General features: G+C 64.5%; 25 protein-coding genes and 1 tRNA gene. 14 read left to right on the top strand and 12 right to left on the bottom strand.

Annotated features, from left to right (window positions below; genetic code table 11):
* The first annotated feature begins 97 nt into the window (after positions 1-97).
* Complete coding sequence (locus VFB33_04820) at positions 98-1,264, top strand: cobalamin-independent methionine synthase II family protein (protein HZO80996.1); 1,167 nt, start codon at positions 98-100, stop codon at positions 1,262-1,264.
* A 75-nt stretch (positions 1,265-1,339) separates the two neighbouring features.
* Here VFB33_04820 and VFB33_04815 read toward each other — a convergent pair whose 3' ends face one another.
* The 3 genes from VFB33_04815 to VFB33_04805 are packed head-to-tail and all read right to left on the bottom strand — an operon-like array spanning position 1,340 to position 3,422.
* Positions 1,340-1,879 carry a chromate transporter gene (locus tag VFB33_04815; GenBank protein ID HZO80995.1) on the bottom strand — a complete coding sequence of 180 codons (540 nt, stop codon included), beginning with the start codon at positions 1,877-1,879 and terminating at the stop codon, positions 1,340-1,342.
* An 18-nt stretch (positions 1,880-1,897) separates the two neighbouring features.
* Positions 1,898-2,545, bottom strand: coding sequence for a chromate transporter (locus tag VFB33_04810; GenBank protein HZO80994.1), 648 nt, complete (start codon positions 2,543-2,545; stop codon positions 1,898-1,900).
* Positions 2,538-3,422, bottom strand: coding sequence for a hypothetical protein (locus tag VFB33_04805; protein ID HZO80993.1), 885 nt, complete (start codon positions 3,420-3,422; stop codon positions 2,538-2,540). Before VFB33_04805 ends, VFB33_04810 begins: the two co-directional genes overlap by 8 nt.
* Before the next feature lie 217 nt (positions 3,423-3,639).
* Here VFB33_04805 and VFB33_04800 point away from each other — a divergent pair, with 217 nt between their 5' ends.
* Both VFB33_04800 and VFB33_04795 read left to right on the top strand, forming a co-directional pair.
* Positions 3,640-4,863 (top strand): CoA transferase, encoded by a 1,224-nt coding sequence (locus VFB33_04800; GenBank protein ID HZO80992.1) that lies wholly within the window; start codon positions 3,640-3,642, stop codon positions 4,861-4,863.
* Positions 4,864-4,902: 39 nt separating this feature from the next.
* Positions 4,903-6,129, top strand: a complete 1,227-nt coding sequence (locus VFB33_04795) for a CoA transferase (GenBank protein ID HZO80991.1) — start codon at positions 4,903-4,905, stop codon at positions 6,127-6,129.
* 3 nt (positions 6,130-6,132) lie between these two features.
* On the opposite strand, the gene VFB33_04790 is transcribed toward VFB33_04795, so the two are convergent.
* Entirely contained in the window at positions 6,133-6,408 is a 276-nt protein-coding gene (locus tag VFB33_04790; GenBank protein ID HZO80990.1) for a hypothetical protein, read from the bottom strand.
* A 60-nt stretch (positions 6,409-6,468) separates the two neighbouring features.
* Entirely contained in the window at positions 6,469-7,380 is a 912-nt protein-coding gene (locus VFB33_04785) for an alpha/beta hydrolase (GenBank protein HZO80989.1), read from the bottom strand.
* 244 nt (positions 7,381-7,624) lie between these two features.
* Here VFB33_04785 and coxB point away from each other — a divergent pair, with 244 nt between their 5' ends.
* The 7 genes from coxB to VFB33_04750 are packed head-to-tail and all read left to right on the top strand — an operon-like array spanning position 7,625 to position 13,827.
* A complete protein-coding gene (gene coxB / locus VFB33_04780; GenBank protein ID HZO80988.1) occupies positions 7,625-8,551 on the top strand; it encodes a cytochrome c oxidase subunit II in 927 nt (308 codons plus the stop codon).
* The gene (gene ctaD / locus VFB33_04775; GenBank protein HZO80987.1) at positions 8,548-10,230 is read left to right on the top strand and encodes a cytochrome c oxidase subunit I; all 1,683 of its coding nucleotides are present in this window, start codon (positions 8,548-8,550) and stop codon (positions 10,228-10,230) included. The genes coxB and ctaD overlap by 4 nt, the downstream gene beginning before the upstream one ends.
* A gap of 4 nt (positions 10,231-10,234) precedes the next feature.
* A complete protein-coding gene (locus VFB33_04770; GenBank protein ID HZO80986.1) occupies positions 10,235-10,783 on the top strand; it encodes a cytochrome c oxidase subunit 3 in 549 nt (182 codons plus the stop codon).
* On the top strand, positions 10,783-11,598 hold the full coding sequence (locus VFB33_04765; protein ID HZO80985.1) for a cytochrome c oxidase assembly protein: 816 nt from the start codon (positions 10,783-10,785) through the stop codon (positions 11,596-11,598). Before VFB33_04770 ends, VFB33_04765 begins: the two co-directional genes overlap by 1 nt.
* 14 nt (positions 11,599-11,612) lie before the next feature.
* Entirely contained in the window at positions 11,613-11,840 is a 228-nt protein-coding gene (locus tag VFB33_04760; protein HZO80984.1) for a hypothetical protein, read from the top strand.
* Complete coding sequence (locus VFB33_04755; protein ID HZO80983.1) at positions 11,830-12,348, top strand: ubiquinol-cytochrome c reductase iron-sulfur subunit; 519 nt, start codon at positions 11,830-11,832, stop codon at positions 12,346-12,348. The genes VFB33_04760 and VFB33_04755 overlap by 11 nt, the downstream gene beginning before the upstream one ends.
* 21 nt (positions 12,349-12,369) lie before the next feature.
* A complete protein-coding gene (locus VFB33_04750) occupies positions 12,370-13,827 on the top strand; it encodes a cytochrome b N-terminal domain-containing protein (protein ID HZO80982.1) in 1,458 nt (485 codons plus the stop codon).
* Between the two features lie 94 nt (positions 13,828-13,921).
* On the opposite strand, the gene VFB33_04745 is transcribed toward VFB33_04750, so the two are convergent.
* Positions 13,922-13,998: transfer RNA gene (locus VFB33_04745), tRNA-Lys, on the bottom strand.
* A 29-nt stretch (positions 13,999-14,027) separates the two neighbouring features.
* Positions 14,028-15,200: a tyrosine-type recombinase/integrase gene (locus VFB33_04740; protein HZO80981.1), complete on the bottom strand. Its 1,173-nt coding sequence runs from the start codon at positions 15,198-15,200 to the stop codon at positions 14,028-14,030.
* 765 nt (positions 15,201-15,965) lie between these two features.
* On the opposite strand from VFB33_04740, the gene VFB33_04735 reads away from it, so the two are divergent.
* On the top strand, positions 15,966-16,163 hold the full coding sequence (locus tag VFB33_04735) for a hypothetical protein (protein ID HZO80980.1): 198 nt from the start codon (positions 15,966-15,968) through the stop codon (positions 16,161-16,163).
* On the opposite strand, the gene VFB33_04730 is transcribed toward VFB33_04735, so the two are convergent.
* From VFB33_04730 to VFB33_04715, 4 genes are all read right to left on the bottom strand, one after another.
* Entirely contained in the window at positions 16,146-16,361 is a 216-nt protein-coding gene (locus VFB33_04730; GenBank protein ID HZO80979.1) for a hypothetical protein, read from the bottom strand. The genes VFB33_04735 and VFB33_04730 overlap by 18 nt on opposite strands.
* 18 nt (positions 16,362-16,379) lie before the next feature.
* Complete coding sequence (locus VFB33_04725; GenBank protein HZO80978.1) at positions 16,380-17,285, bottom strand: hypothetical protein; 906 nt, start codon at positions 17,283-17,285, stop codon at positions 16,380-16,382.
* 182 nt (positions 17,286-17,467) lie between these two features.
* The gene (locus tag VFB33_04720; protein ID HZO80977.1) at positions 17,468-18,496 is read right to left on the bottom strand and encodes a site-specific integrase; all 1,029 of its coding nucleotides are present in this window, start codon (positions 18,494-18,496) and stop codon (positions 17,468-17,470) included.
* Between the two features lie 157 nt (positions 18,497-18,653).
* A complete protein-coding gene (locus VFB33_04715; GenBank protein ID HZO80976.1) occupies positions 18,654-18,938 on the bottom strand; it encodes a hypothetical protein in 285 nt (94 codons plus the stop codon).
* A gap of 672 nt (positions 18,939-19,610) precedes the next feature.
* Here VFB33_04715 and VFB33_04710 point away from each other — a divergent pair.
* Together VFB33_04710 and VFB33_04705 are read left to right on the top strand one after the other, a co-directional pair.
* Complete coding sequence (locus VFB33_04710) at positions 19,611-20,360, top strand: hypothetical protein (GenBank protein ID HZO80975.1); 750 nt, start codon at positions 19,611-19,613, stop codon at positions 20,358-20,360.
* Between the two features lie 138 nt (positions 20,361-20,498).
* A complete protein-coding gene (locus VFB33_04705; protein ID HZO80974.1) occupies positions 20,499-21,524 on the top strand; it encodes a hypothetical protein in 1,026 nt (341 codons plus the stop codon).
* A gap of 68 nt (positions 21,525-21,592) precedes the next feature.
* On the opposite strand, the gene VFB33_04700 is transcribed toward VFB33_04705, so the two are convergent.
* The gene (locus tag VFB33_04700) at positions 21,593-22,120 is read right to left on the bottom strand and encodes a zincin-like metallopeptidase domain-containing protein (protein HZO80973.1); all 528 of its coding nucleotides are present in this window, start codon (positions 22,118-22,120) and stop codon (positions 21,593-21,595) included.
* A gap of 16 nt (positions 22,121-22,136) precedes the next feature.
* On the opposite strand from VFB33_04700, the gene VFB33_04695 reads away from it, so the two are divergent.
* Positions 22,137-22,409 (top strand): hypothetical protein (locus tag VFB33_04695; GenBank protein ID HZO80972.1); only part of this gene is annotated, 273 nt, incomplete at its 3' end.

Below are 22,409 nucleotides of genomic sequence, written 5' to 3'. Positions count from 1 at the left end.
GAACTGCTGTAGACTGCGGGGCGTCGCAACGCTCGACGCGATTCCGGCAAGCCTGTGACAATAGACCCGCGCAGCATTCGGGACAGGGAGACACGCCATGGTCAAAAGCGAAAAGCGCATCCTGACGACCCACGTCGGCAGCCTGCCGCGCAGCCCGAAGCTCGCCAACCTGCTCATCCGCCAGGAGCGGGGCGAGAAAGTTGATCAGGACGAGATCGATCGCGAGGCCGAGGCGGCAATCGGCCACGTCATCGAGCGCCAGCTCGCCGCTGGCGTCGATGTCGGCAACGACGGCGAGATGCCGCGGGTCGGTTTCCAGACCTACGTGCCGATGCGGATGAGGGGCTTCGGTGGCGAGAGCAAGCGCCCCACCCCGCAGGACATGCGCGAGTTCCCGGCCTACGCCGCGCGCAGCATCCAGCGCGGACTCGGCAGCGAGGGCGCCAAGGTCTTCAACGCGCCGCAGGCGCAGGCGCCGCTCAGCTACGAAGACCTGAGCGCGGTGCGCAAGGAATGCGACATGTTCGAGCGCGCCGCCGCACGCGCGTCGCGCCAGTTCGCCGAGCGTTTCATGACCGCGGCCGCGCCAGGGATTATCGCGACCACGATGCTCAACGCCTACTACGATTCCCATGAGCGCTACGTCTTCGCGATCGCCGACGAGATGCGCAAGGAGTACGAGTACATCGTCTCACGCGGCCTGCTGCTGCAGCTCGACGCGCCCGACCTCGCGATGGAACGCACCTTCCTGTTCCAGGACAAGTCGGAGGCCGAGTACGTCAAGATCGTCGAGACCCATATCGCGGCGATCAATCGCGCGCTGGTCAACATCCCGCCCGAGCGCGTGCGCCTGCACGTGTGCTGGGGCAATTACGACGGTCCGCACGTGCACGATGTCCCGGCGGAGGCGATCCTGCCGACCATCTATCGGGCCCGCGTCGGCGCGCTTTCGCTGGAGGGCGCCAATCCGCGCCACGAGCACGAGTACAAGGTGCTGCGCAAACTGCCGCCGCCCGCCGGCATGCTCATCGTCCCGGGCGTGATCGACTCCACCACCTGCTTCGTCGAGCACCCGGAGGTCGTCGCCGACCGCATCTGCCGCGTGGCCGAAGCGATCGGCGACCCAACGCGCGTGATCGCCGGCGTCGATTGCGGCTTCAGCACCTTCGCCGCCTACGAGATGGTGCCCGAGGAGATCGTGTGGGTGAAGCTGGCGGCGCTGCGCCAGGGCGCCGATCTCGCCTCGCGCCGGCTGTGGGGCTGAGGCCGATTTAGCCGCAAGCCTCGTCGTCTGGCGCGCCGTTCGACGGCGAACGCGCGACGCCCCGAAGGCCGCGCCCTAGTGCGGCAGATGGAGGACGTGTGGCAGCAGCAGGTAGGCAATGCCGCCGGCGGCGACCAGCAGGGCGGGATTGATGTGCCGCCAGAGCAGCAGCGCGAAGACGGCGGCGGCGATGAACAGACTCGTCGCGTTCAGGATCGACAGCCGCGCGATCGCATAGGTGCCCGACGCCATCAGCCCGATCGCCACCGGCGCCATCCCGTGCTGCACTGCCGCCCGCCACGGCGAGCCCTCGAAGCGCTCCCATAACCGGTTGGCGATCAGGGTCAGGATGCAGTCGGGCAGGAAGAAGGCAAGCCCGACCACCAGCGCGCCCAGCGCACCCGCCATCCGGTAGCCGATCAGCAGCACCATCAGCATGTTTGGCCCGGGCGCAACCTGGCCCAGGCTGTAGATGTCGCGGAACTCGGCGTCGGTGACCCAGTGGAAGTGATTGACGGTCATTTGCTGCATCTCCGGCAGCACCGCGGTGCCGCCGCCCACCGCAAGGATGGCCAGCAGCATGAAGACCCAGGCCAGGTTGAACAGCTTGCCCATCGCCGCGCGCGTTGCCCCTCAGTGCCGGATGTGGACGTAGTGCCGGTGGCGCAGGCGCTCGCGCAGATGGCGCGCGCGCTCTTCGAGATCGACGTGCTTGGCGCCCGGGCGATAGAGCCAGACCGCAGCCGGCCCCATCACCAGCAGCACCAGATAAAGCGGCAGGCGCAGGATGCTGACGGCGGCGAAGGTCGCGACGATGATCGCGAGGTCGAGCGGCCGCGCGAACTGCTTGTGACCAAGTTGCAGCGTGACGATCGAGAGCAGTCCGACCGCGGCCGCCGCGACGCCGACCAGGAAGAACTTGATCTGCGGGTTGTGCGCCTGCTCCTGCCACGCGACGCCGAGGCTCATCACGATAAGCGTCCCCGGCAGCATCATCCCCGCCGTCGCCGCAATCGCGCCGCCAATCCCGCGCAGCTTGTCGCCGATGATGACGCTCATGTTGACCGAGTTGAGCCCGGGCAGGGTCTGGCTGATCTCCAGCGCGTCGAGGAAGCCCTCGTCGTCGAGCCAGCCGGTATCGCTGACCATGTATTCGCGCAAGTAGGCGACCACTCCGCCGCCGAAGCTGATCGCGCCTGCCATCAGGAAGGTCCAGAAGATCGCGCCGAGCGAGACCTGCTGGGCGGCGCCGGCCTCAGCCGGCGCGCTCGCACTATTCATGATGCTTGACCGCCTGGCGGCCAGCGCCGTACACGAGCGCGGTCTTGGTGGTGCCCAGCGCAACCCAGTCGCCGGCGTCGAGCTGGATCGCCTTGAAAAATTTCTCCGACAGCTCGCGCGGCTTGCGATGGAGCGAGGGCAGGCCTTCGAACTTGAGCTGGTAGCCGAACTCGCCGATCATGTCGCGCCCGGTCGCGCGGTTGCGCCATACCGCGACCGAGGCCTTGCACCAAGTCTTGTCCCCGAAGTGCAGCTCGCCGAGGTGGACCAGGCTCTCGTCCACCACGACGTCATTGACCAAGGTGAGCGTCGCCTTGGGATTGGCCGTGCGCACGCGCTGGAGCGCCGGAAAGACCTGCGAAATGATCTCGAAGCGCTGGGTGAGGACCACGTTGGGGGTGTCGAGCTCGCAGCCGTTGGCGTACAGCGTGCGCATTCCGCCCAGCGTGTCGCTGAGCTGGAGGATCTCCTCCTTGAACTTGATCGTGTGGATGCACGGCAGCAGCGGGCGCATGTCCACCGCCGCCGCCACGGTCGGGTCGGGATGGCGAAAGCGGATGGTCATCTCAAAGTTGGGCTCGGGACGGCCATGCTTGAAGAAGGTCCGCTTCCGCAGGATGAAGCCGTCGTTGTAGAGCTTGAAGCGCGGAGTGTCGTAAAAGACGACCTCGCGCACGTGGCGCTCGTGCTTGTCGGCCTTCGCGAAATGAACGTCGAGCTGTTTGGCCACGTGATGGGCGTGCTTGTAGAACTTGTGGAAGCCGTCGTCGTCGGCGAAGCGCTCGGGCTTAAGCAGCAGTTTATATTCGCGGTAGTGGATCTTCTCGGCGGCCTCGCCGCCCGGCGCGGTCAGGCTCTGGTCGTCGGCATGACTCATGCGTCAGCATCTCCCTCTCGGCCTAGCCCCGGATTATAGCGGTTGCGCGCGCGCCGCGCTTGAAATCCCGCTGCGCCCGCCCGCGCTCGACCGCAATCCGAGTACCAGTACAATTTGCCGTGGTCAATCCGCGCCGCGCGCGACGCAGGGCGCAGCCGCTTTTCGCGCCGCCGTGGTATACAGAGGCGAGGCGACGCGCCGTGAAGGGAGGGTCGGCATGCCCGGAGATTCGCTTCGACACGTGCTCGACGGCTACAAGGTCCTCGACTTCACCCAGTACGTGGCGGGCCCAACCGCCACCCTGATGATGGCGGAGATGGGCGCCGAGATTATCAAGGTCGAGCTCGCCCCCGCCGGCGATCCCTCGCGCCGCCTGCCCACGGTCAAGGATCGCCGCAGCGGCTACTTCGTCCAGCACAATCGCGGCAAGCAAAGCCTGTGTCTCGACGCGCGCGCACCCGCGGGCAAGGAGATCCTGCGCGATCTGGTCGCCCGGGTGGACGTGGTGGTCGAAAATTTCGCCCCGGGCGTGATCAGCCGCCTCGGTTTCGGCTACGCGGAGGTCAGCCGGATTAATCCGCGCGCGGTGATGTGTTCGATTTCGTCCTTCGGCCAGAAGGGACCGCTCTCCGCGCTGACCGGCTACGACTGGAGTGGCGCTGCCTACGGCGGCGTGGCCCACATGATCGGTGACGCCGACGGGCCGCCGACGGTGCCGATGGTCGCACTGGGCGACGTCAGCACCGGCGTCCATGCGATGGGCGCGATCGCTTGCGCGCTGCTTGCCCGCGAGCGCACCGGCAAGGGCCAGTACCTCGACATCGCACTGCTCGACACCTACTTCCACTACCACGAGGCGGGAGTGCAGATGGCGAGCCTGAGCGGCGGCCGCTTCGCGCCCAAGCGCAGCGGACGCCACTCCTATTACGTCGCGCCGGCCGGCGTGTTCCGCGCCCGCGATCGCTACATCATCGTCTTCGCGCTGGAAGACCATCAGTGGAGCGCGCTGTGCGAACTGATGGGCCGGCCCGAGCTCGCGCGCAACTCGCGCTTCGCCAACGCCGCCGCGCGGGTCGAGAGCCTGGCGGAAGTCATCGGACTTATCGAAGGATGGTTCGCTTCGATGCCAAGTGACGAGGCTACGATGGCGGCGCTGCGTGAGCGGCGCATCCCGCACGCGCCAGTGCTCACGGTCGAGGAGGCGATGCGCCATCCCCATCTGCGCGAGCGCGGCACGATCCGTCGCGTCCGCGACCGCATCCTGGGCGAGTTCGAGCTGCCCGGCTTCGCGCTGCGGTTTTCCGACTACCAGCCGCTCGAACTCGATGCGCCGCTGCTGGGCGAACACAACGCGGCCGTGCTCGGCCGCTATCTCGGCTATCCGGCCGAGCGCGTGCGCGAGCTCGAACAACGCGGCGTCCTGCACAGCGCGCCGTATTGAGCGCGCGGGACGCCTATCTGGCGGAGGAGGTTAACGGCGATGGGTCAGGACGGAATGCGCGGCGTGCTCGACGGCTACAGGGTCCTGGACTTCACCCAGTACGTGGCCGGGCCGACGGTGACGCTGATGATGGCCGAGATGGGCGCCGAGGTTATCAAGGTCGAGCTCGCGCCCAACGGCGACTTCACCCGCATCGCGCCGGTGCTGCGCGACGGGCGCAGCGGCTACTTCGTCCAGCACAACCGCGGCAAGAAAAGCCTGTGCATCGACGCCAAGCAGGCCGAGGGGCTCGCGATCCTCAAGGCGCTGGTGGGCAAGATCGACGTCGTGGTCGAAAACTTCGCGCCCGGCGTGATCGGGCGGCTCGGGCTCGACTGGCCGACCATCCACGCGCTCAACCCGCGCGCCATCCTGTGCTCGGTGTCGGCCTTCGGCCAGACCGGTCCCATCTCGGGTCAGCCCGGCTTTGACGGCCTCGGCGCGGCGTACGCCGCGGTGATGTCGATGGGCGGCGAGCCGGACGGCCCGCCCTACATTCCTCATCTCGCGATCGGCGACGTCAGCACCGGCGCGCATGCGATGGGCGCGATCGCGTGCGCCCTGCTCTATCGCGAGAAAACCGGCCGCGGCCAGCACCTCGATCTGTCGCTGCTGGATACCTACTTCCATTACCACGAGGCGAGCGTACAGATGCATTCGCTCAGCGGCGGCGCGTTCAAGCCCACGCGCCCCGGGCTGCATTCGTTCTATCTCGCGCCGGTCGGGACCTTCAAAGGCCGCAGTGGCTATATCGTGATCATGTGCCCGATGGATCATATTTTCGGCTACCTGTGCAAGGCGATGGGCCGGCCGGAGCTGATGCAGGACCCGCGCTTCGCCACCAACGAACAGCGGGTCAAAAACCGCGACGCACTGGTCAGCCTGATCGAGCAATGGATCGCCTCGATGCCGAGCGATGAGGCGGCGCTCGCCGCGATGCAGGAGTACCGGGTGCCGTGCGCGCCGGTGCTGTCGGTCGAAGAGGCGGTCAACCATCCGCACCATCGCGAGCGCGGCACGGTGCGCAAGGTTCGCGACCGCATCCTCGGCGAGTTCGATCTGCCGGGCTTTCCGCTGCGCTTTTCGGAGTTCCCCACGCCGCTGGAACTCGACGCGCCGTTTCTGGGCGAGCACAACGCCGACGTGCTCGGCCGCTACCTCGGCTACAGCGCCGAGCAGGTGGCGGAACTCGAGCGCCGGGGACTTCTGCGCAGCGCGCCGCGCTGACACTCACGCTTCGGGCGAGCCGAGGTCGATTTCGATTCCGCCGATGCGGCCCGCGATCACGTTGTACAGCCAGGAGATAATCGCGCCCATTACGAAGCCGACCGCGCCGTAGAAGATTGGCGCGCCGATCAGGAACAGGATGCCGGCGTGTCGCGGCCCGCGGTGCGCGACGGCTGAGACGATCATGACGACGATCGCGAAGCAGAGTCCGAGCACGAAATAGAGCGCCGCGATCACCTTCGAGGTCTGGAGCACGCCGAACGACTTTATCTGCTGCATCGGCCATTCCCCCGGCAAGTGGATCTGCCTGCCCAGATTATGGCCGATGCGCAGCGGCTTTCAGAAGCCAATCTCGCGCATGAACGGGCGCATCACCTCAACCAGCCCGCGCGGGTTGTCGCCCTGGATCGTGTGCGCCGCGCCCTCGACCCGCATCCACCGCCCGTCGGGCAGCGCGCGCGCGAAGCGTTCGGCGCCCTCATCGGTCAGAACGTCGCTGTGCGCGCCGCGCAGGATCAGCGTCGGGCAGCTCATGTGATGGACCTCGCGCATGATCTCCTCCTGGCGCGCGCGCATCGACTCCGGCGTCGGCCGCACGCGGTTGGGATCGTGCTTCCAGGTCCACTTGCCGCTCGGCAACTGGCGCAGGTTGTGCAGCAGGCTGCGCCGCAGCAGCGCCGGATTGCGCAGCGGATTGAACGCCATGGCGCGTTCGACGAAGGCGTCCACCGAGTCCAGTTCGCGGTCCTGGGCGAGGAAGTTGCGGATGCGCGCGGCGCCGCTGGGATTGAGCTCCGGGGCGACGTCGACCAGCACCAGCCCCGCCATCCGGCGCGCGTACCTGGCCGTATACGCCATCGCCGCGAACCCGCCCATCGAATGGCCGACGACCAGCGGGCGCTCGAGCGCGAGCTTTTCGATGAAGCCCTCGATGTCACGGACCTGCGCGGGCAGGCTGTAGTCGCCCACCGGCGACCATTCGCTGTCGCCGTGCCCGCGCTGGTCGAGCGCGACGCAGTGATATTCGTCGCGCAGCGCCAGACACACCAGGTCCCAGGTGTGCGCGTTAAGCCCGCCGCCATGCAGAAAGACGATCGGACGGCGCCCTTTGCTGCCCCAATCGAGGTAATGAAAGCGCATCCGATGGATAACCAGGTCGTGGCTTTCGGGAAGGATGAAACGCGGCACTTCGAGCCCTGCGACCTCGGCGGCCAGCTTGAGGTGCTCGAGTTGTTCTGAAGCCTCCAGCATGGGTGTCTCCCTCGCGGCTGATTTGCGTTGGGCGTCCGCCTGCGCGGTTCGCCCACCCTGCGATTTCATCTATCAAAGCGGGCGCGCCCGCCGCCAGCGCGGCCGCGCCGCGACGCGGGACTGTGCCGCCCACAACTTTCGCTTGCAAAGCGCAGCGCGCGAGGGTTACCCTTCGACTTCGTGCGGGTGGGCATCGCGCGCGTGCGACGGCGCACGCCGACCGATGCCGCTGGGTAGCGCGGTAATGCCCGGACCCTACAGCGCCAACGCCTCGACCCTTGCTCCAGCCTCGCCGCAAGCCGCCGCGATCGCGCATCTGTTCGTCGGCACGTTGATCTTCCTCGGCGCGATTCTCGCGCTGGTCTCATTCCTCGTCATCTATGCCGTCGTCCGCTACCGCGATCGGCCTGGCGCTCCCGAAGCGCGCCAGGTCTTCGGTTCTCGCCGGCTCGAAATTCTGTGGACCGTCCTCCCGCTGGTGTCGCTGGCAGTGCTGGCCGGTTTCATGGCCTGGACGATGCACGTGAGCGATCCGCCGACCGGCACGGCCAAGCCCGACATCAGGATCATCGCGCATCAGTGGTGGTGGGAAATCGTATATCCCAGGTCGGGCGTGACCACCGCGAACGAACTGCATATTCCGGCCGGCAAGGCCGAGCTGGTGGAGTTCCGCTCGGCGGACGTTATCCATGATTTCTGGGTGCCCGAACTCGCGCGCAAAATCGATATCGTACCCGGCCATCCCAACCGCATGTGGCTTCAGGCCGACCGCGCCGCAACCTATCTCGGCGTGTGCGCCGAGTTCTGCGGCAACGAGCATGCCTGGATGCGTTTCCTGGTGATTGCGGAGCCGCCCGCGCAATTCGCCGACTGGCTAAAGGAGCAGCAGGCCGGCGCGCCGCCGCCGTCGACCGCCGAAGCCAAACGCGGGCTGGACCTCTTTCGGGATCGCACCTGCGCCAACTGCCATCTGCAAAGCATGGGCCCCGATCTCAGCCACCTGGCGACCCGCCGCACGCTGGCCGCCGGCGCGATCGTCAACACGCCGGACAATCTAGCCGCCTGGCTGCGCGATCCCGATGCCTTCAAGCCCGGCAGCAACATGCCCAATCTCAAGCTGAGCGACGACGAAGTGCGGGCGCTGGTCGCTTACCTGGAGACGCAGAAATGAAAGATATCGCGCTTCCCGAGGCGCTGGCCGGCGAGCCGTTCGCTGCCGAGGCGCGCGAAGGATGGCTCGCCTGGGTCGCCTCGGTGGACCACAAACAGGTCGGGATCATGTACCTGATCGGTGCGCTTTTCTTTTTCGTCGTCGGCGGTGTGCTCGCGCTGCTGATGCGGGTCCAGCTGGCGATACCCGATAATCGCTTCGTCAGCCCCGAAACGTACAACCAGCTTTTCACGATGCACGGCACCACAATGGTGTTCCTGGTTGTGGTGCCGTTGCTCGTCGGATTCGCCACCTACATGCTGCCGCTGATGATCGGCGCGCGCGACATGGCTTTCCCGCGGCTCAACGCGCTCAGTTTCTGGGTCCAGATCATGGGCGGCATCATGCTCTATTTCAGCTTCGCCACCGGCGGCGTCGGCGGCGGCGCGCCGGCGGTCGGATGGTTCGCGTACGCGCCGCTGAGTGAAAATGCCTTCGCCTTCGGCCCCGGCGTTGACTACTGGGCGCTCGGCCTGCTCGGGATCGGCGTCGGCACGCTGACCGCCGCGATAAATCTTATCGCGACCACGCTGTGCCTGCGCGCGCCGGGGATGAGCATCCGACGGCTGCCGCTGTTCGTCTGGATGATACTGGTGACTGGATTCCTGATCGTCGTCGTGATGCCGATCCTCAACGCGGGGCTGGTGATGCTGCTTATCGACCGTCTGCTCGGCGCGCATTTTTTCCGCCCCGGGGCCGGCGGCTCGGCGGTGCTCTGGCAGCACGTCTTCTGGGCCTTCGGCCATCCCGAAGTTTACATCATGATCCTGCCCGCCTTCGGGATCATCTCGGAGGTCATCCCGGTCTTCTCCGGCAAGCCGATTTACGGGTACGAATTCGTCGCGGCCTCGACCCTGGCGATCGCGTTTCTCAGCCTCGCCGTATGGGCGCACCACATGTTCGCGGTCGGCCTCGGCCATGCTTTCGACCTTTTCTTCGGCCTGTGCAGCATGGCGATCGCGGTGCCCACCGGGGTGAAAATCTTCAATTGGACCGCGACCATGTACCAGGGCCGGGTGCGGTTCACGACCGCAATGCTGTTTGCGATCGGCTTCCTCCTGATGTTCACGATCGGCGGGCTTTCGGGGGTGAGCTTCGCAATCGTGCCGATCGACTGGCAGTTGACCGATAGCTATTTTGTCGTAGCTCATCTGCACTATGTGTTGTTCGGGGGTTCGATCTTCGCGCTCTTCGCCGGAATCTACTACTGGTTCCCGAAAATCAGCGGGCGGATGCTGGACGAGCGCTGGGGCCAGGCGCATTTCTGGCTCACGCTAATCGGCTTCAACCTGACCTTCATGATCCAGCACGTGCTGGGAATGCTCGGGATGCCGCGGCGGGTGTTCACCTATCCGGCGCTCCCCGGATGGGAGACGATGAACCTGATCTCCACCGTCGGCGCCTTCGTGCTCGCCTTGTCGGTGCTGATCTTCATCGTCAACGTCGCGATTTCGCTGCGCAGGGGCGCGGTGGCGGGCGACAATCCCTGGGGCGCGTGGACGCTCGAGTGGGCGACGAGCTCGCCGCCGCCTGCAGAAAACTTCCTGCGCGGTGTGCCACCGGTTAGCGGCCGCCGCCCGCTATGGGACCTCGCCCATCCCGACCGCGCGGACGAGCTGGTGATGAAGATGGCGGGGTAACGCGATGCCGGAGAAGAACAAACTGGCCGTAGGGCTCTTCATCCTCTCGGAGGCAAACTTCTTTCTCATCCTGATCGTCGCCTACATCTACTTCCACACGCTGAACCCGAGTGCGGTCCGGGTGCTCGACGTCGGACGCACTCTCGCCTTCAGTATCTGCCTGTTCGCGAGCAGCGCGACCATCCATCAGGCCGGACGTGCCTTCCACCTTGGCCGGGGCGGCGAAGTGCGCGTATGGCTCGGGCTGACCGTGCTGCTCGGCGCGATCTTTCTCATCGGCCAGTCGCTGGAGTACACGGGGCTGATCGCCGGCGGCGTGACGATCAGCGCGAGCCTGTTCGGCGCGACCTTCTTCACCCTCACGGGGTTTCACGGCTTGCACGTGTTTGCCGGGCTGTGCGCGCTCGGCGCGCTGCTCGGGACGGCGGCAAGCGGGCGGCTGGATTTGCTCAAGCCCACGGGCTTCGAGGCCGTCAGCCTTTACTGGCATTTCGTCGATGCGGTGTGGGTGGTGATTTTCTCCATCGTTTATCTCTGGCCGCTGGTGAAGTGATGGCGCGTATCGCGCTCGCCTGGGATCCCGATTTTTCCGTGCTGCTTGGCTGCGCGGCGCTGCTCGTCGGCTATTACCTGACGCATCGCGCCGAGCTGTCGCGCGCGCCCTGGTTCGTCGCCGGCGTCGCAGCCATGCTGCTTGCGCTCGTCTCGCCGCTCGACCCGCTCGGCGACGAGTACCTGTTCAGCGCGCACATGCTCCAGCATCTCGCGCTCGAGCTGGCGGTGCCGCCCTTGCTGTTGCTCGGAATCAGCCCCCGCTTCGCGCGCGCCGTCGTCGATTATGCGCCGCTCGGACGCGTTGAACGCGCGCTGGGCAATCCGCTCGTCGCATGGCCGCTCGGGGTCGGGATGCTCGCGCTGTGGCACCTGCCCGCGCTGTTCGACGCCGCGCTCGGCGACGAATATGTCCACATTTTCGAGCACCTGTGTTTCCTCGTCAGCGCCACGATCTTCTGGTGGCCGATCCTGTCGCCGCTTCCCGAGTGCCGAGTGGCGCCGTTGTGGGCGCAGCTTTACCTGCTCGGCGGCGCGATGGCCAACAGCTTGCTCGGCATCTGGTTGACGTTCGCGCCCGCGGGACTTTATGCGCCTTATCTGCATCCCGCCGACACCTTGGATGTCGAGCGGCTGTTGCGTGCGGGATTGGGTTTGACGCCCGCGCTGGACCAGCAAATCGGCGGGCTCCTGATGTGGGTCGGCGGCGGCTTCGTGTTCCTGGCCGTGATGGTGGCCGAGTTTTTGCCCTGGTTCGCCGCGACAGCAGGCGAGAGCGCGCCGGATGCGCGCGGACTCGGAGCGAAGCTCGGCTGAGGGGAGCAAGCGCGATGGCATCCGAAGAACGGCCGCAAGCGAGCGAAGGGCTTCCGCCCGGATGGAGCGAGCCGCTGCCGCTCAAGACGCCGGCGCCGACCTACGCGCCGGCCTTCCTCGCGCTGGGTATGACATTTGCGCTTTTCGGAATAGTCAGTTCATACGTATTCTCGGCCGCAGGGATCGCCCTGATTATCTGGTCAATCGGCAAATGGATTGGGGAGCTGCTCCATGGCGAGTGAAACGCTGGAGTCGGGTCGCGGTGAGGCGTCGAGCCCCGAGCGCCGCCGCTTCCTTGCGCGGCTGAGCATCACGCTCTCCGCGATCGCCGCCGCGATCGTCGGTGTCCCGGTCGTCGGTTTCATTCTCGGGCCGCTGCTTGCGCCCGAAGAACCGATCTGGCGCGCGGTCGGCCCGGTCGCGAATTTTGAGGTCGGCACCACGGTCAAGGTCACCTTTCTCGACCCGTCGCCGATGGCGTGGGCGGGAGTTACCGCGCTGACTGCGGCCTGGCTGCGTCGGGTGGACGCCGAGCGCTTCATCGCCTTTGCCGTCAACTGCTCGCATCTGGGATGCCCGGTGCGATGGCTGGCCAAGGCCAAGCTCTTCATGTGTCCGTGCCATGGCGGCGTTTACTACGCTGACGGCAGCGTCGCCGCAGGGCCGCCGCCGCGGCCGCTCTTCCGCTACCCGGTGCGGGTGCGCAATGGCGTGGTCGAGATCCAGGCGAGCGCGGTGCCGATCGAGTAGGCCGCGGGAAGAGCCGATGCGATGAAAAAGTTCTTCCGCCAGGTCGTCGACGCCTTCGAGGAGCGCACCGGCCTGCTCAAATTCTTCGGCGACCTCGCGCGCCATCCGGTGCCGCCGGACGCGGGATGGTGGTACGTGTTCGGCAGCGCGGTGCTGGTCGCTTTCATGATCCAGGTGGTGACCGGGATCGCGCTCGCCACTCGTTATATCGCGGCCACCGGCGACGCTTACCAGGCGCTCCAGTTCATTACCTACAAGGCGGTGCTCGGCCACTTCCTGCGCGGGATGCACTTCTTTGGCGCCTCGGCGATGATCCTGCTCGTCGGGATCCACATGATCCAGGTCTTCCTGATGGGCTGTTACAAGTATCCGCGTGAGATCAACTGGGTAACCGGGGTCTGCCTGCTGTTCATCACGATCGCGATGGGCTTCAGCGGGCAGCTTCTGCGATGGGATCAGACCGCGGTGTGGGCAACGGTGCTGGCGGCCGAGATGCTCGGGCGCACGCCGCTCATCGGCCACTACCTGGCCGACTTCCTGCTCGGCGGCAAGACCCTGGGCGGCGCGACGCTCAGCCGCTTCTTTGCCTTCCACGTCTTCTTCCTGCCCGCGTTGATCTTCGGCTTCGTCGGGCTGCATCTCTATCTCGTCTTCCACGACGGGATTTCCGCCCCGCCGGTCCGCGGGCAGAAAGTCGATCCCAACACCTACCGCGTCGAGTACGCCAAGCTGCTCGAGGAGCGCGGCGTGCCGTTCTGGCCCGACGCCGCATGGCGCGACGTCGTCACCGCGTTCGTCGTGGTGGTGGCGATCGCCTCGCTCGCCTACTTCGTCGGCCCACCCGACCTCGGCAAGCCGCCCAATCCAAGCCTGCTCGCCAACGATCCGCGCCCGGACTGGTACATGCTGTGGTACTTCGCGGTGCTCGCGCTGCTGCCGCGCGGGATGGAGTCGGCGTTCATGATCCTGGCGCCGCTCAGCGCCTTCGTCTTTCTGCTCCTGGTGCCGGTGCTGTGGAACAAGGGCGAGCGCCATCCGGCGCGCCGTCCGTGGGCGGTCGCGATCGTGATCCTGGTGGTGGCGACGATCGTGGGGTTCTGGATCGAGGGTTCGATCTCGCCGTGGTCGCCGCGCTTCGACGCCGAGCCGCTGCCCCCGTCGCTGGTGCGCTCGACGAGCCCGTCGGTCGTCGCCGGCGCCCAGTTCTTCCATGACAAGGGATGCGAGTTCTGTCACATGGTGCAGGGCCAGGGCGGCCTGCGCGGCCCGGATCTGACGGACGTCGCGCACAGACTCAGCGTCAACGACATCACGATTCGCATCCTCAACGGCGGCGGCAACATGCCGTCGTTCGCGGGCACGCTGACCCATCAGGAACTCGACGCGCTGCTCGCGTTCCTGGAGTCGCGCCCGGCCGCAGCGCAGGCGTCCGCAAGCGCTCCGGCCGCCGGCGCCCAACGCACTGCGCGCGATCCATGAACGCGGCCGCCCCGCACGCCGCCGACGCGGGCGGCGTGGAGCGAGAGGCGCCCTGATGAGGCTCCAGAAAATCTTTGAATTTTGAAGAATTTTTTGGTGAGCCGTCCGGGACTCGAACCCGGGACCCTCTGATTAAAAGTCAGATGCTCTACCGGCCTGAGCTAACGGCTCCCCTGAAGATAACGCGGAAAAAGCAATACTTACAGAGACTTGCGCGCATTGGAAGCCTCGACTGTGCCCGAAATTGTGCCCAAACCACCGAGCAGGCGGGCGGCTTCACGCAAGTCAGCCTCGCTCGCGATGGCATATCGGCGGTACATCGATTCGGTTTTCCAGCCGCCGAGCGCCATCGCGACGGAGCGCGGCACGCCCGCGCGTTCCATGTTTCGCGCGGCGGTCCGCCTGAAGTCGTGAGGTATGCGATCGGCCAAGCCCGCAGCTTGTGCCGCCTGTTTCCATGCATACCGGAAAGCCCAAGACGGGCGACGACCGCGGAACAGCGGAGCCCCGGCCGCGTGAAAGCGCCCGCGTTGATGGAAGAAGAACACCCAGGGCGTGATAGCCTCAGCCGCGCGTTGAGTCTCTTCGCGACGGGCGCGCCGCCGTTCAATGACTTCGCGAAGCTGAGGGTACTCAGCGAACGGAAACAGCCGCCCTTCGCCAGTCTTGGTAGTCCCCGGTTCCAGCCGAACCGTGCCCGCCCGCAAATCAACTTGAGCCCAACGCAGCGCGAGGATTTCCATCAGACGCCAGCCGGTCAGGAAGGCGAAGTCGCCAACGTCCTGAAACTCGGCTGGCAGATGCGCGCGGACCGCGCTCCATTCTTCAACTTCGAAAAAACCCCGCCGCGTCCTAGCGCCGGGCAACTTCTCCGGAAAGGGCGGGCATTCGGCGCGCCCGTCGCGCGCGGCAAGCTTGAAGGCGCGACGTAGCGCACCAAGCTCCCAACGGATAGTCGCCGCAGAGACTTCGCGCGCGCGCCAGGCGCGGTACGCCTGCAGCGCGCCGAAGTCGATATCACGGGCGCGCCAGCCGCCAAAATAACGAGCAAGATTGCGCAGAGCGACGGAGAGGCGCTCAAGCGAGCGCCTCTCGTTGGCGCGCCAATCATCGCTCAAGAGCCGCGCCAAATCTTCGAAACTCAGGCGCTCGGCATCGGCTCCAATCACACGGCGGCCGCTGGCTACCTCTCCCAGGCGACGGCGCAACAGGCGCGCGGCTTGGGCCGCGTTCTCCGCGCGCGAAGATTCGCGCCGCGCACGGCCGTCGCGGTCGTAGTACTTGAGCCACCAGACGCGCCCGCGCCGATAGATGGAGCCCGATCCGCGCGCCCTCATCGCGCCGCCCTCTGCCGGCGCCGCGAATTGACCCAACCGACGCCCCGCGCTGCCTCAAGGCGATAGTCGCAGCCGCGCTTTCCGCCCGGACAGGAGCAGCAATGAGATTGGGCGACGCAAAACCCGCCCAGCTTGCGCACAAGTGGTCGCGCGGCCTTTTCGGAGATTCCCGCCTGCTTGGCAAATTGCCGCACCGTCCACAGACGCGACGGTTCGGTCGACGGGGAAGCCGCCAAAGCCCGGAGCCGCCCTAGCTCAGCCTCATCCTCAGCCAGGCGCCGCACGCTTTCGCCCGTATAAAGCACGGCCGCGCCAAAGGGAGCCAATAACGTTCCTAGGGCGCCGACTTCAGGCAGGCTGACCCTGCTTGCCTTCAAATTCGGAGTATGATTTGAATTAACTAGTTCTTGTAGCATAGAACTTACCTTCCGCGCCCGGCTTGGCCCTGTCAAGCCGGGCGCGCCGTTTTCTACTTAGTAGTTCTTGCGCCGCTATTTTTGTTACCCGCTGTTACCTGCTGTCGCTTTTTGTCTCCCGCGACGAGGTTCCGTGGCGAGCTTACGTGTAGAGAATCAAGTGAAGTAAGTGGTCGCGTCGCGCCGCCGGCGGGCCGCGCGCTGTCGCGGCCGGTCCAGCACGCGGCCCGCAAGGCGCCGCGCCGCATCACCAAAATCAGGCGCACCCGCTCCACGCGGATTCGAGAGCGGGACGCGCTTATAATTTCAGAACTTCGGAATCGTGCGCTTTTCCAGCGGCGCGGAGCCACTAGCTAGACCGGCAGCTTGAGCGCACAATGTAGCGATGGGCAAAGAAGCATCCGAGCCCGCCAGCTTTGCAGATATCCAGCACGCAGCCGAAGCGCTCGCGTCCGTTGGAGCATTTCTGCTCGCAATGCAGAAGCGACGACGCAAGAGCGCGCTGAAAGTACGTGGCGGGCGCGCGCGGGTGCGCAATGCCGTGCGTGATGCACGCGGGAAGTTTTTACCCCGCCGCGGCTGACCGCGCGATGCGGTCATAAATGCGGCATGGCTTTGCAAGCGCGGCCTGCAATTCCTCTTTGCTCCGAATCTCTTTGATGCTCGTCTTCGCTCTTAGCCAGTAGAGCTTACGGCGCGGCGACAGCGCGATCACAAAGCCGCAGCGACAGCGGCGAAACTGCCAACCTTCGACCGAGCCCTTATTGTCCGGTTTGTGCATTGCCTGTTTTCTCCCCTTCTAGCCAGCACCAGGCGGATATTCCCAGCGGTCCGTGTCGCACGAGATTTCCTCACCGTACTCGGTCAGCGCAATTTGCGCGGGCGTGCACGGGTCATAACGCCAGTCAGACGTCGCGCGCGGAGCGCGCTCCGCGCGCATCGCGAAACGCCGCGCATGCCCGCGAAGGAAAGCCGGATGCTGGGCGCCCTTGACCAGGTACTTGCTGACATAGCGCGCCGCGCGCGCCCCGCTGACCCGCCGAACGTCCAGGACCGGCCCAAGATGAGCCCGCTCGGCGGCTGCGCTCAACACAGCCTGAGGCACGTAACGCGCATCCCAGAGCATATGCACGTGAAGCCGCCCGCCACCGGCGCCGCAACGGCACGCGAGCATTTCATGACAGACACAAAGCGGCTTGCGCGGAGCTATCTCGCGAACCCACGCCCATTGAAACTTGCCGTAGCGGCGCGCCACCCAGCGGCGAAAGGATGCGGCGCGGCGGGCGAACGCGGCCATGGCTTTCGGAGTAGGATCAGCTTCATCAATCCGCGCCGCCGTGAGGGTCACCATCGCGGGCTGCCGGACCCAAAGCACACGCTTGAAACGGTCCCGCACCATAGCCGCCTTGCCACGCGCGCAGGGCCGGCACTTCCAACGCCCGCAGCCAAGCCGAACCACCTTGACAAGCTTGCGGCTATGGAGAGAACCGCGCGGATTACGACAGCGCTGCTCATCGCCCTGCTCATCGCCAACAAGCCGGCTGGGCTTGTTGTTCTTTGCTGGCAGCAATTCTGACAAGGGCGGGCCGGGCGGGCCGATGTTACCGCCGCGCCGCGCGAGCGGAACCGCAGCGCGGTAATCGGCTAGTGCCAGATGCGGAGTAACGATGCGGGGCCGACGAGGCGGGCCGACAAAGTGCTTCATCGGCGCCCTTGCTGTGCCCGAAATTGTGCCCAAACTGTGCCCGAAACAGCGGGTAACAGCGGGTAACAGCGGCACGCAAAGCTATGGCGAAGACCGAGGTAACGCCTTGATTTGTGGGCTTTTGTTAGCCGCTGTTGCCCGCTGTGAAGGACGGGTGGGATGAACCGGCCTGAGCTAACGGCTCACCGCGCGCGAACGCGGAGAGTTCGATCTTTACAGGCTTCGGCGGCGGTTGGAAGAGCGGCCCGGCGCTGCGCAACTCGACGCCGCCGGCGTGAGCCGAGCGACCTGACTCCGGTCCTCTGCCTGAAGCGAGAAGGCGCAGTTCGGCGAAGGTCGTGAACCAAAGTCCGCCCCAACCCAGATGCCTTACAGGCATTCGACCAGGCCTTGCGGAAGTCGCCGATCGGCTCGCCATCGCGATGGAAAACGTACGGGCAGTCGAGGCGGCGCTTTGCGTGCGCGCGTTCCATGATTTCGAGCAATTCGCCTGAAAGCGGTAAGAGCCGCCCGTCTTTGTTCTTGCTGATCTCGGGGCCGCAGATGGACGACTTTGCCGGCGAGATCCACATCGCGCCACTCAAGCGCGCTTTCATTTCGCCTAGCCGCCAGCCCGACAGGTAGAGGAAGGTCACCGGATCCTTCAGATATTCCGGCAGGTTTCGGCGCAAAGCCTCGAAGGCGGCGTGATCGACAAATCCTTGGCGGACGTTGTCTTCTTCGAGCGTGGGGATGAAGGGCATCGCGCTCAATCGGCCGTCTTGAACGGCCAGGCTGAACATTCGCTTGAGCGCCGCAAGCCCCCGGTTGATGCTCGCATTTGCTGCCCCCTCGCCCTGGCGCATCGCGGCGTAGGCCCTGACGCGATTGGTAGTGATGTCCACGGCGTGGTGGACGCCGAAGAATCTCCGTAGATGACTGATCGAAAGGCGAGCAGCAGAGAGCGAACGTCGCCGGTTGATCTGGTAATCGCTAAGAAGTCCGGCTGCGAGGTCTTCGAACGTGATCCTGTCTTCGCGGCTTCCAGCGAAGCGACCGGTTGCGGCCTCACCAATTCGCTTCTTGAGCAACTGGCGTGCTTCTTTTTCGCTATCCGAGTGCGAGCTTTCGCGGAATTCCTTGCCACGATGGTAGTACGCAATCCAGTAGATCGGGCCGCGCCTGAAAATGCGGCCCATTCCTCTCATCGATTTCCGTTCCTTCGGTTCCAAACGGTCTAAATATCCTCGGTCTTGAAGATCGGCTTAGGCGCGACGACCTCCGGGACCGCACGATGCCGCCGATGAGCAGCTGTCGTGTGCGACTCGCCCCACCACAATAGATCAATGTTTGAGGTATGGCCGTGTCAACGACGCGGTTGAGAACTTTTCAACCGCGTTGTTTTCGGACGTGCTCGTCCATCGCCTGCTCGGAAAACCGCAGTGACCTGCCGCACCGCACAGCCAGGCCGTACTTTTTGTGATTGCGGTAAAGCCAATCCTCGGTGACCGAGAACTTCTCCGCAGCTTCCTTCACGCGAAGCAACCGCTCGCCGCCCGTCGCGTGAGCCGCTTCGGCATCGCGCCGAAGCAGACGCAGGTCGTGAGCATTCAGGAGATTGAGCGCGGCAATCGCCTGCGCTCGCAGCGCCCATGTGGCGTAGGCATCGAGCACCCTAACCTTGTCAGGGTCAGCTACCAACTCCTCCAGCCTCGGGACTTCGAAAAGTCCCGCCCCGCCCGACCTGCGCGGCACACGGGCCAAGATTCGATCGGCCCCTGTCCGTGTCCGCATGCTTCACCTCTCCGGTCGGTTTGGTTGACCGAGTTACGCGGCGGCTCCCCTCCCCGTGAAAAGCGCAGCCGTTCGATCCGAATCGGAAATCTCGTAGTCGACGATCACCGCATCGTGTAAGCGCGCTCCGCGAATGAAAGGCGCGAGCACGTTGCAGCAGTGAGCGGCGGTAGATCATTGCTAACTGACAGTCGTAGCGTGAGGTGATGTACGGCAGATTCTAATGACCTTGTTCTCTTTTGACCAGAACAAGAAGTCGAATTTTACGTCCGCTCAGCCCTTGCGCTGTGGAAAGTTATAACGCACAGTTCTGAGAAAATGTCAGCTGTAAGTCGGCGTAGTGTCACGGGCGGAGAAAGCCTTGCTCGGCTTTGAGCCGAGCAAGACCTGCACATTTCAGGCGTGTGCGTCGTTACGGCGAGAACGTAGTCGGCGGCGCGCTGGACCTGGGCGGCAGCACGCGCGACTAGGCTGCGCTCGCCCCGAGGGGGACCGTGGTACAATACTGAAATGAGCGTGAGGCGGTGTAGGCTATGCCTTCGGGATCGGAAGTTGCGTAAGAGCCATTTTCTGCCGGCAGCTCTTTGGCTGGGCGTGCGTGATCCCGGACTGAAGAACCCGAATCCTGTCGTGATGACGCGGACGATCTCGAAAACAAGCTCCAGCCAGCTTGTCAACCGTCTTCTGTGCTCCGATTGCGAGGACCGCTTCAACAAGAACGGCGAACGGTACGTTCTTTCGTGGCTTAGTCCGAAAAAGGCTGCACAGGGTTCCTTCCCGCTCCTCGAACGGCTGGGACTTGCGCTCCCGGTCCGCAGCTCTCCTATGCTAAATGCGTACGAGGCGGACCGCGCAGGAATCGATACTGCCAAATTTGGGTACTTTGCGCTAAGCGTGCTGTGGCGCGCCGCAGTGCAACGATGGCGGATGCCGGACGGTACTCTCACGCAGAAGATCGAGCTGGGAGAACTCGAAAAGCCGCTCAGAAGGTACCTTATCTCGGATGAGGATCTCCCGTGTGAGTTCGTACTCATCCTCACTGTTTGCTCGGATCGAGAGTCGCGGCAGACCATTTACCCGCCCGCAGCGCGGCGGGACGCGACGTTTCCAGCCTACGGGATGCTGCTACTCGGCGTTCATTTCAACATTATCATTGGGCGCGATCTTCCGCGTGACCTACGGGATCTCTGCTGCATGAGATCACAGCAACGTCCGATCTTCTTGCGTGACTGCTACGATGACACTTTTCGGGGATTTTCAACGCTGGCTTCGACGAGCCGCCCCGTTGCTAATCTCAGGTGAGATCATGTGTAGGCAGGTGACAAATCGGTGGAATACAAACGCCCGCTCGATCAGCGCGGGTGAATTTCAGCCATGAGGGCGTTGCTACTTGGTGCTGGTGCGTCCCGGGCGGCCAGTTATCCGCTGGCCTCAGAGCTGATGACGACCATCGAGCGCGACGCATACCAAGCTAACAGCATCCAACTTCGAGATGTTTGGAATCGCTGGCTGTCCGTCAAGAGCGCTGCCCCGCCCGAGTTGCGCATCTTGCTGGACCACCCCAATCCTGAGGTCATCTTTTCCTTTCTCGATTTGTGCCGCCTTTGTTTCAGGAAGGGCTTGGTTGAGCGGTTCAAGCCGGATCGACGCGATGAGGCGGCCTCTGATGCTCTGTCTCGCGGCGAAATCCGCGATGATTTGTATCTGTCGCCAGCACACGCGTGGATCGACAAGGCCGGTACGGCCGTGCTGCGACTCGTTGATTCGCTGAGCGAATACCTCGCTTACAAGCAATATCTTGATGTGCAATCACCTTCATCACGCGCCTACCTGCGTGATCTGTTCGGGGACCTGTCCGATGGAGACGTTGTGATCACCTTGAACTGGGACGCCGCGGCTGATCGGAGCCTGTTTGAAATCGGGCGCTGGAGTCCACGAGATGGATATGGATTTGAAAAGCTACTGGTCCCGGCATTCTCCTCGAGTCCGGCGGACCTACCAGCTCGAATTCTTGAGCCGTCTAAAATTGTGCTCTTGAAGCTGCACGGGTCTGTCGGTTGGTTTACGAGAAACGATCGCCATCTGGCGTTCGAGCCGCAATATCTTCAACTGTTGTTGGATCGGAAAGTTGACGAAGTAGTCCTTGACCCAGACCAAGGCTTTTACCCTGACGGGCGGCCACTCATAACTCATCCGTCCTACCTGAAGGTCGTTCAGAATGACTTTATTCGCCAGATATGGTGGCGCGCAGACGAGGTCCTTCGCCGGGCCGACCAAGTGGATATTTGGGGCTACAGCCTACCAGAAAGCGATGTTGCTGTGTCGCTTCTTCTTGCACCATTGCATTGGCGCGCCGCGAGGGGCGAGGTCGCAGTGCACGTTCACGATCCTAGTGGCGAGATTTTGGATCGATATCGATCATTCTTTGAAGGACACGTAACCCGCGACAAGAGAGAGCTGGCCTGAAGCATGTGGCCGAGCGATCGGTTCTAAAAGGCTACGCTCGCGCGTCAAGCGCGAGCGCAGCGACTCGCTTATTCCGCCAGACGCCGATTCAGGATGTAATCGGCCGCTTTCTGCGCCTGCGCCGCTGCCTGAACGATCAATCTGCGATCGTCGCGCAGGCGCGTGCACCAGCCGGCAACGTAAGCTGCCTGATTGCGAATGACCTCGTTCGAGATTCCGGCTTCGGCGCAGAAAAACGCGGCTGAAAGCTCCGCGACAAGCTCCTCGCGGCTGTAGACGGCGCTGCCGAACGGCGCCACTTCGGTTATTCCTTCCCGTCCAAGGCACCTTTCGTGGCCGGTGGAATTGGATAATTCGTGCAACGTGGTTGCCCCGTCCTCGGCGGCCGACTCGAACAGCTCTCTCGGTGGCAGCGTAATGCGATCCGTGATCGGCGAGTAGCAGGCCTTCGAGCCCGCGCGCACAATCTCGGGTGGGCTCGGCATTCCGGCGATGATCTTCTCGACCGCTTCGATCGGATCGTGCTCATGAATCTCGATCTTCGGCAGTTTGTCGAGCACGGCTTGCGGCAGGTCGCATTGTTCGAGGTTCCACACCCGATAGAACCTGAGCATGAACCGGCGGCGGTTCTTTTCATCCTTCGGCTCGGCGTCGAGATCTTCGGTGTCGGTCTGCTTCGCGTCGTCTATCTTCCAGAAGGTTACGATCGTGCTCGCCTCGCCTTTCCGGATTGATCCGCCAAGCTGGTTTGCCTGGCGCATCGTCAGCCAGAAGGGCGATACGAATTTCGACGCCGAAAGCAAAAAGTGGTTGATGCCTAGATACGGCTTCTTGGTGATCAGATTGCGGGGCAACCCCGTCGAGGTCCACGGCCGGCGCCACGGC

The sequence above is a fragment of the Candidatus Binataceae bacterium genome (genome assembly GCA_035650475.1).
In the GTDB taxonomy this organism is placed as follows: domain Bacteria; phylum Desulfobacterota; class Binatia; order Binatales; family Binataceae; genus JAKAVN01.
Note: the sequence above shows the minus strand (reverse complement) of the source record. Positions and strands in the feature narration are given on the sequence as shown.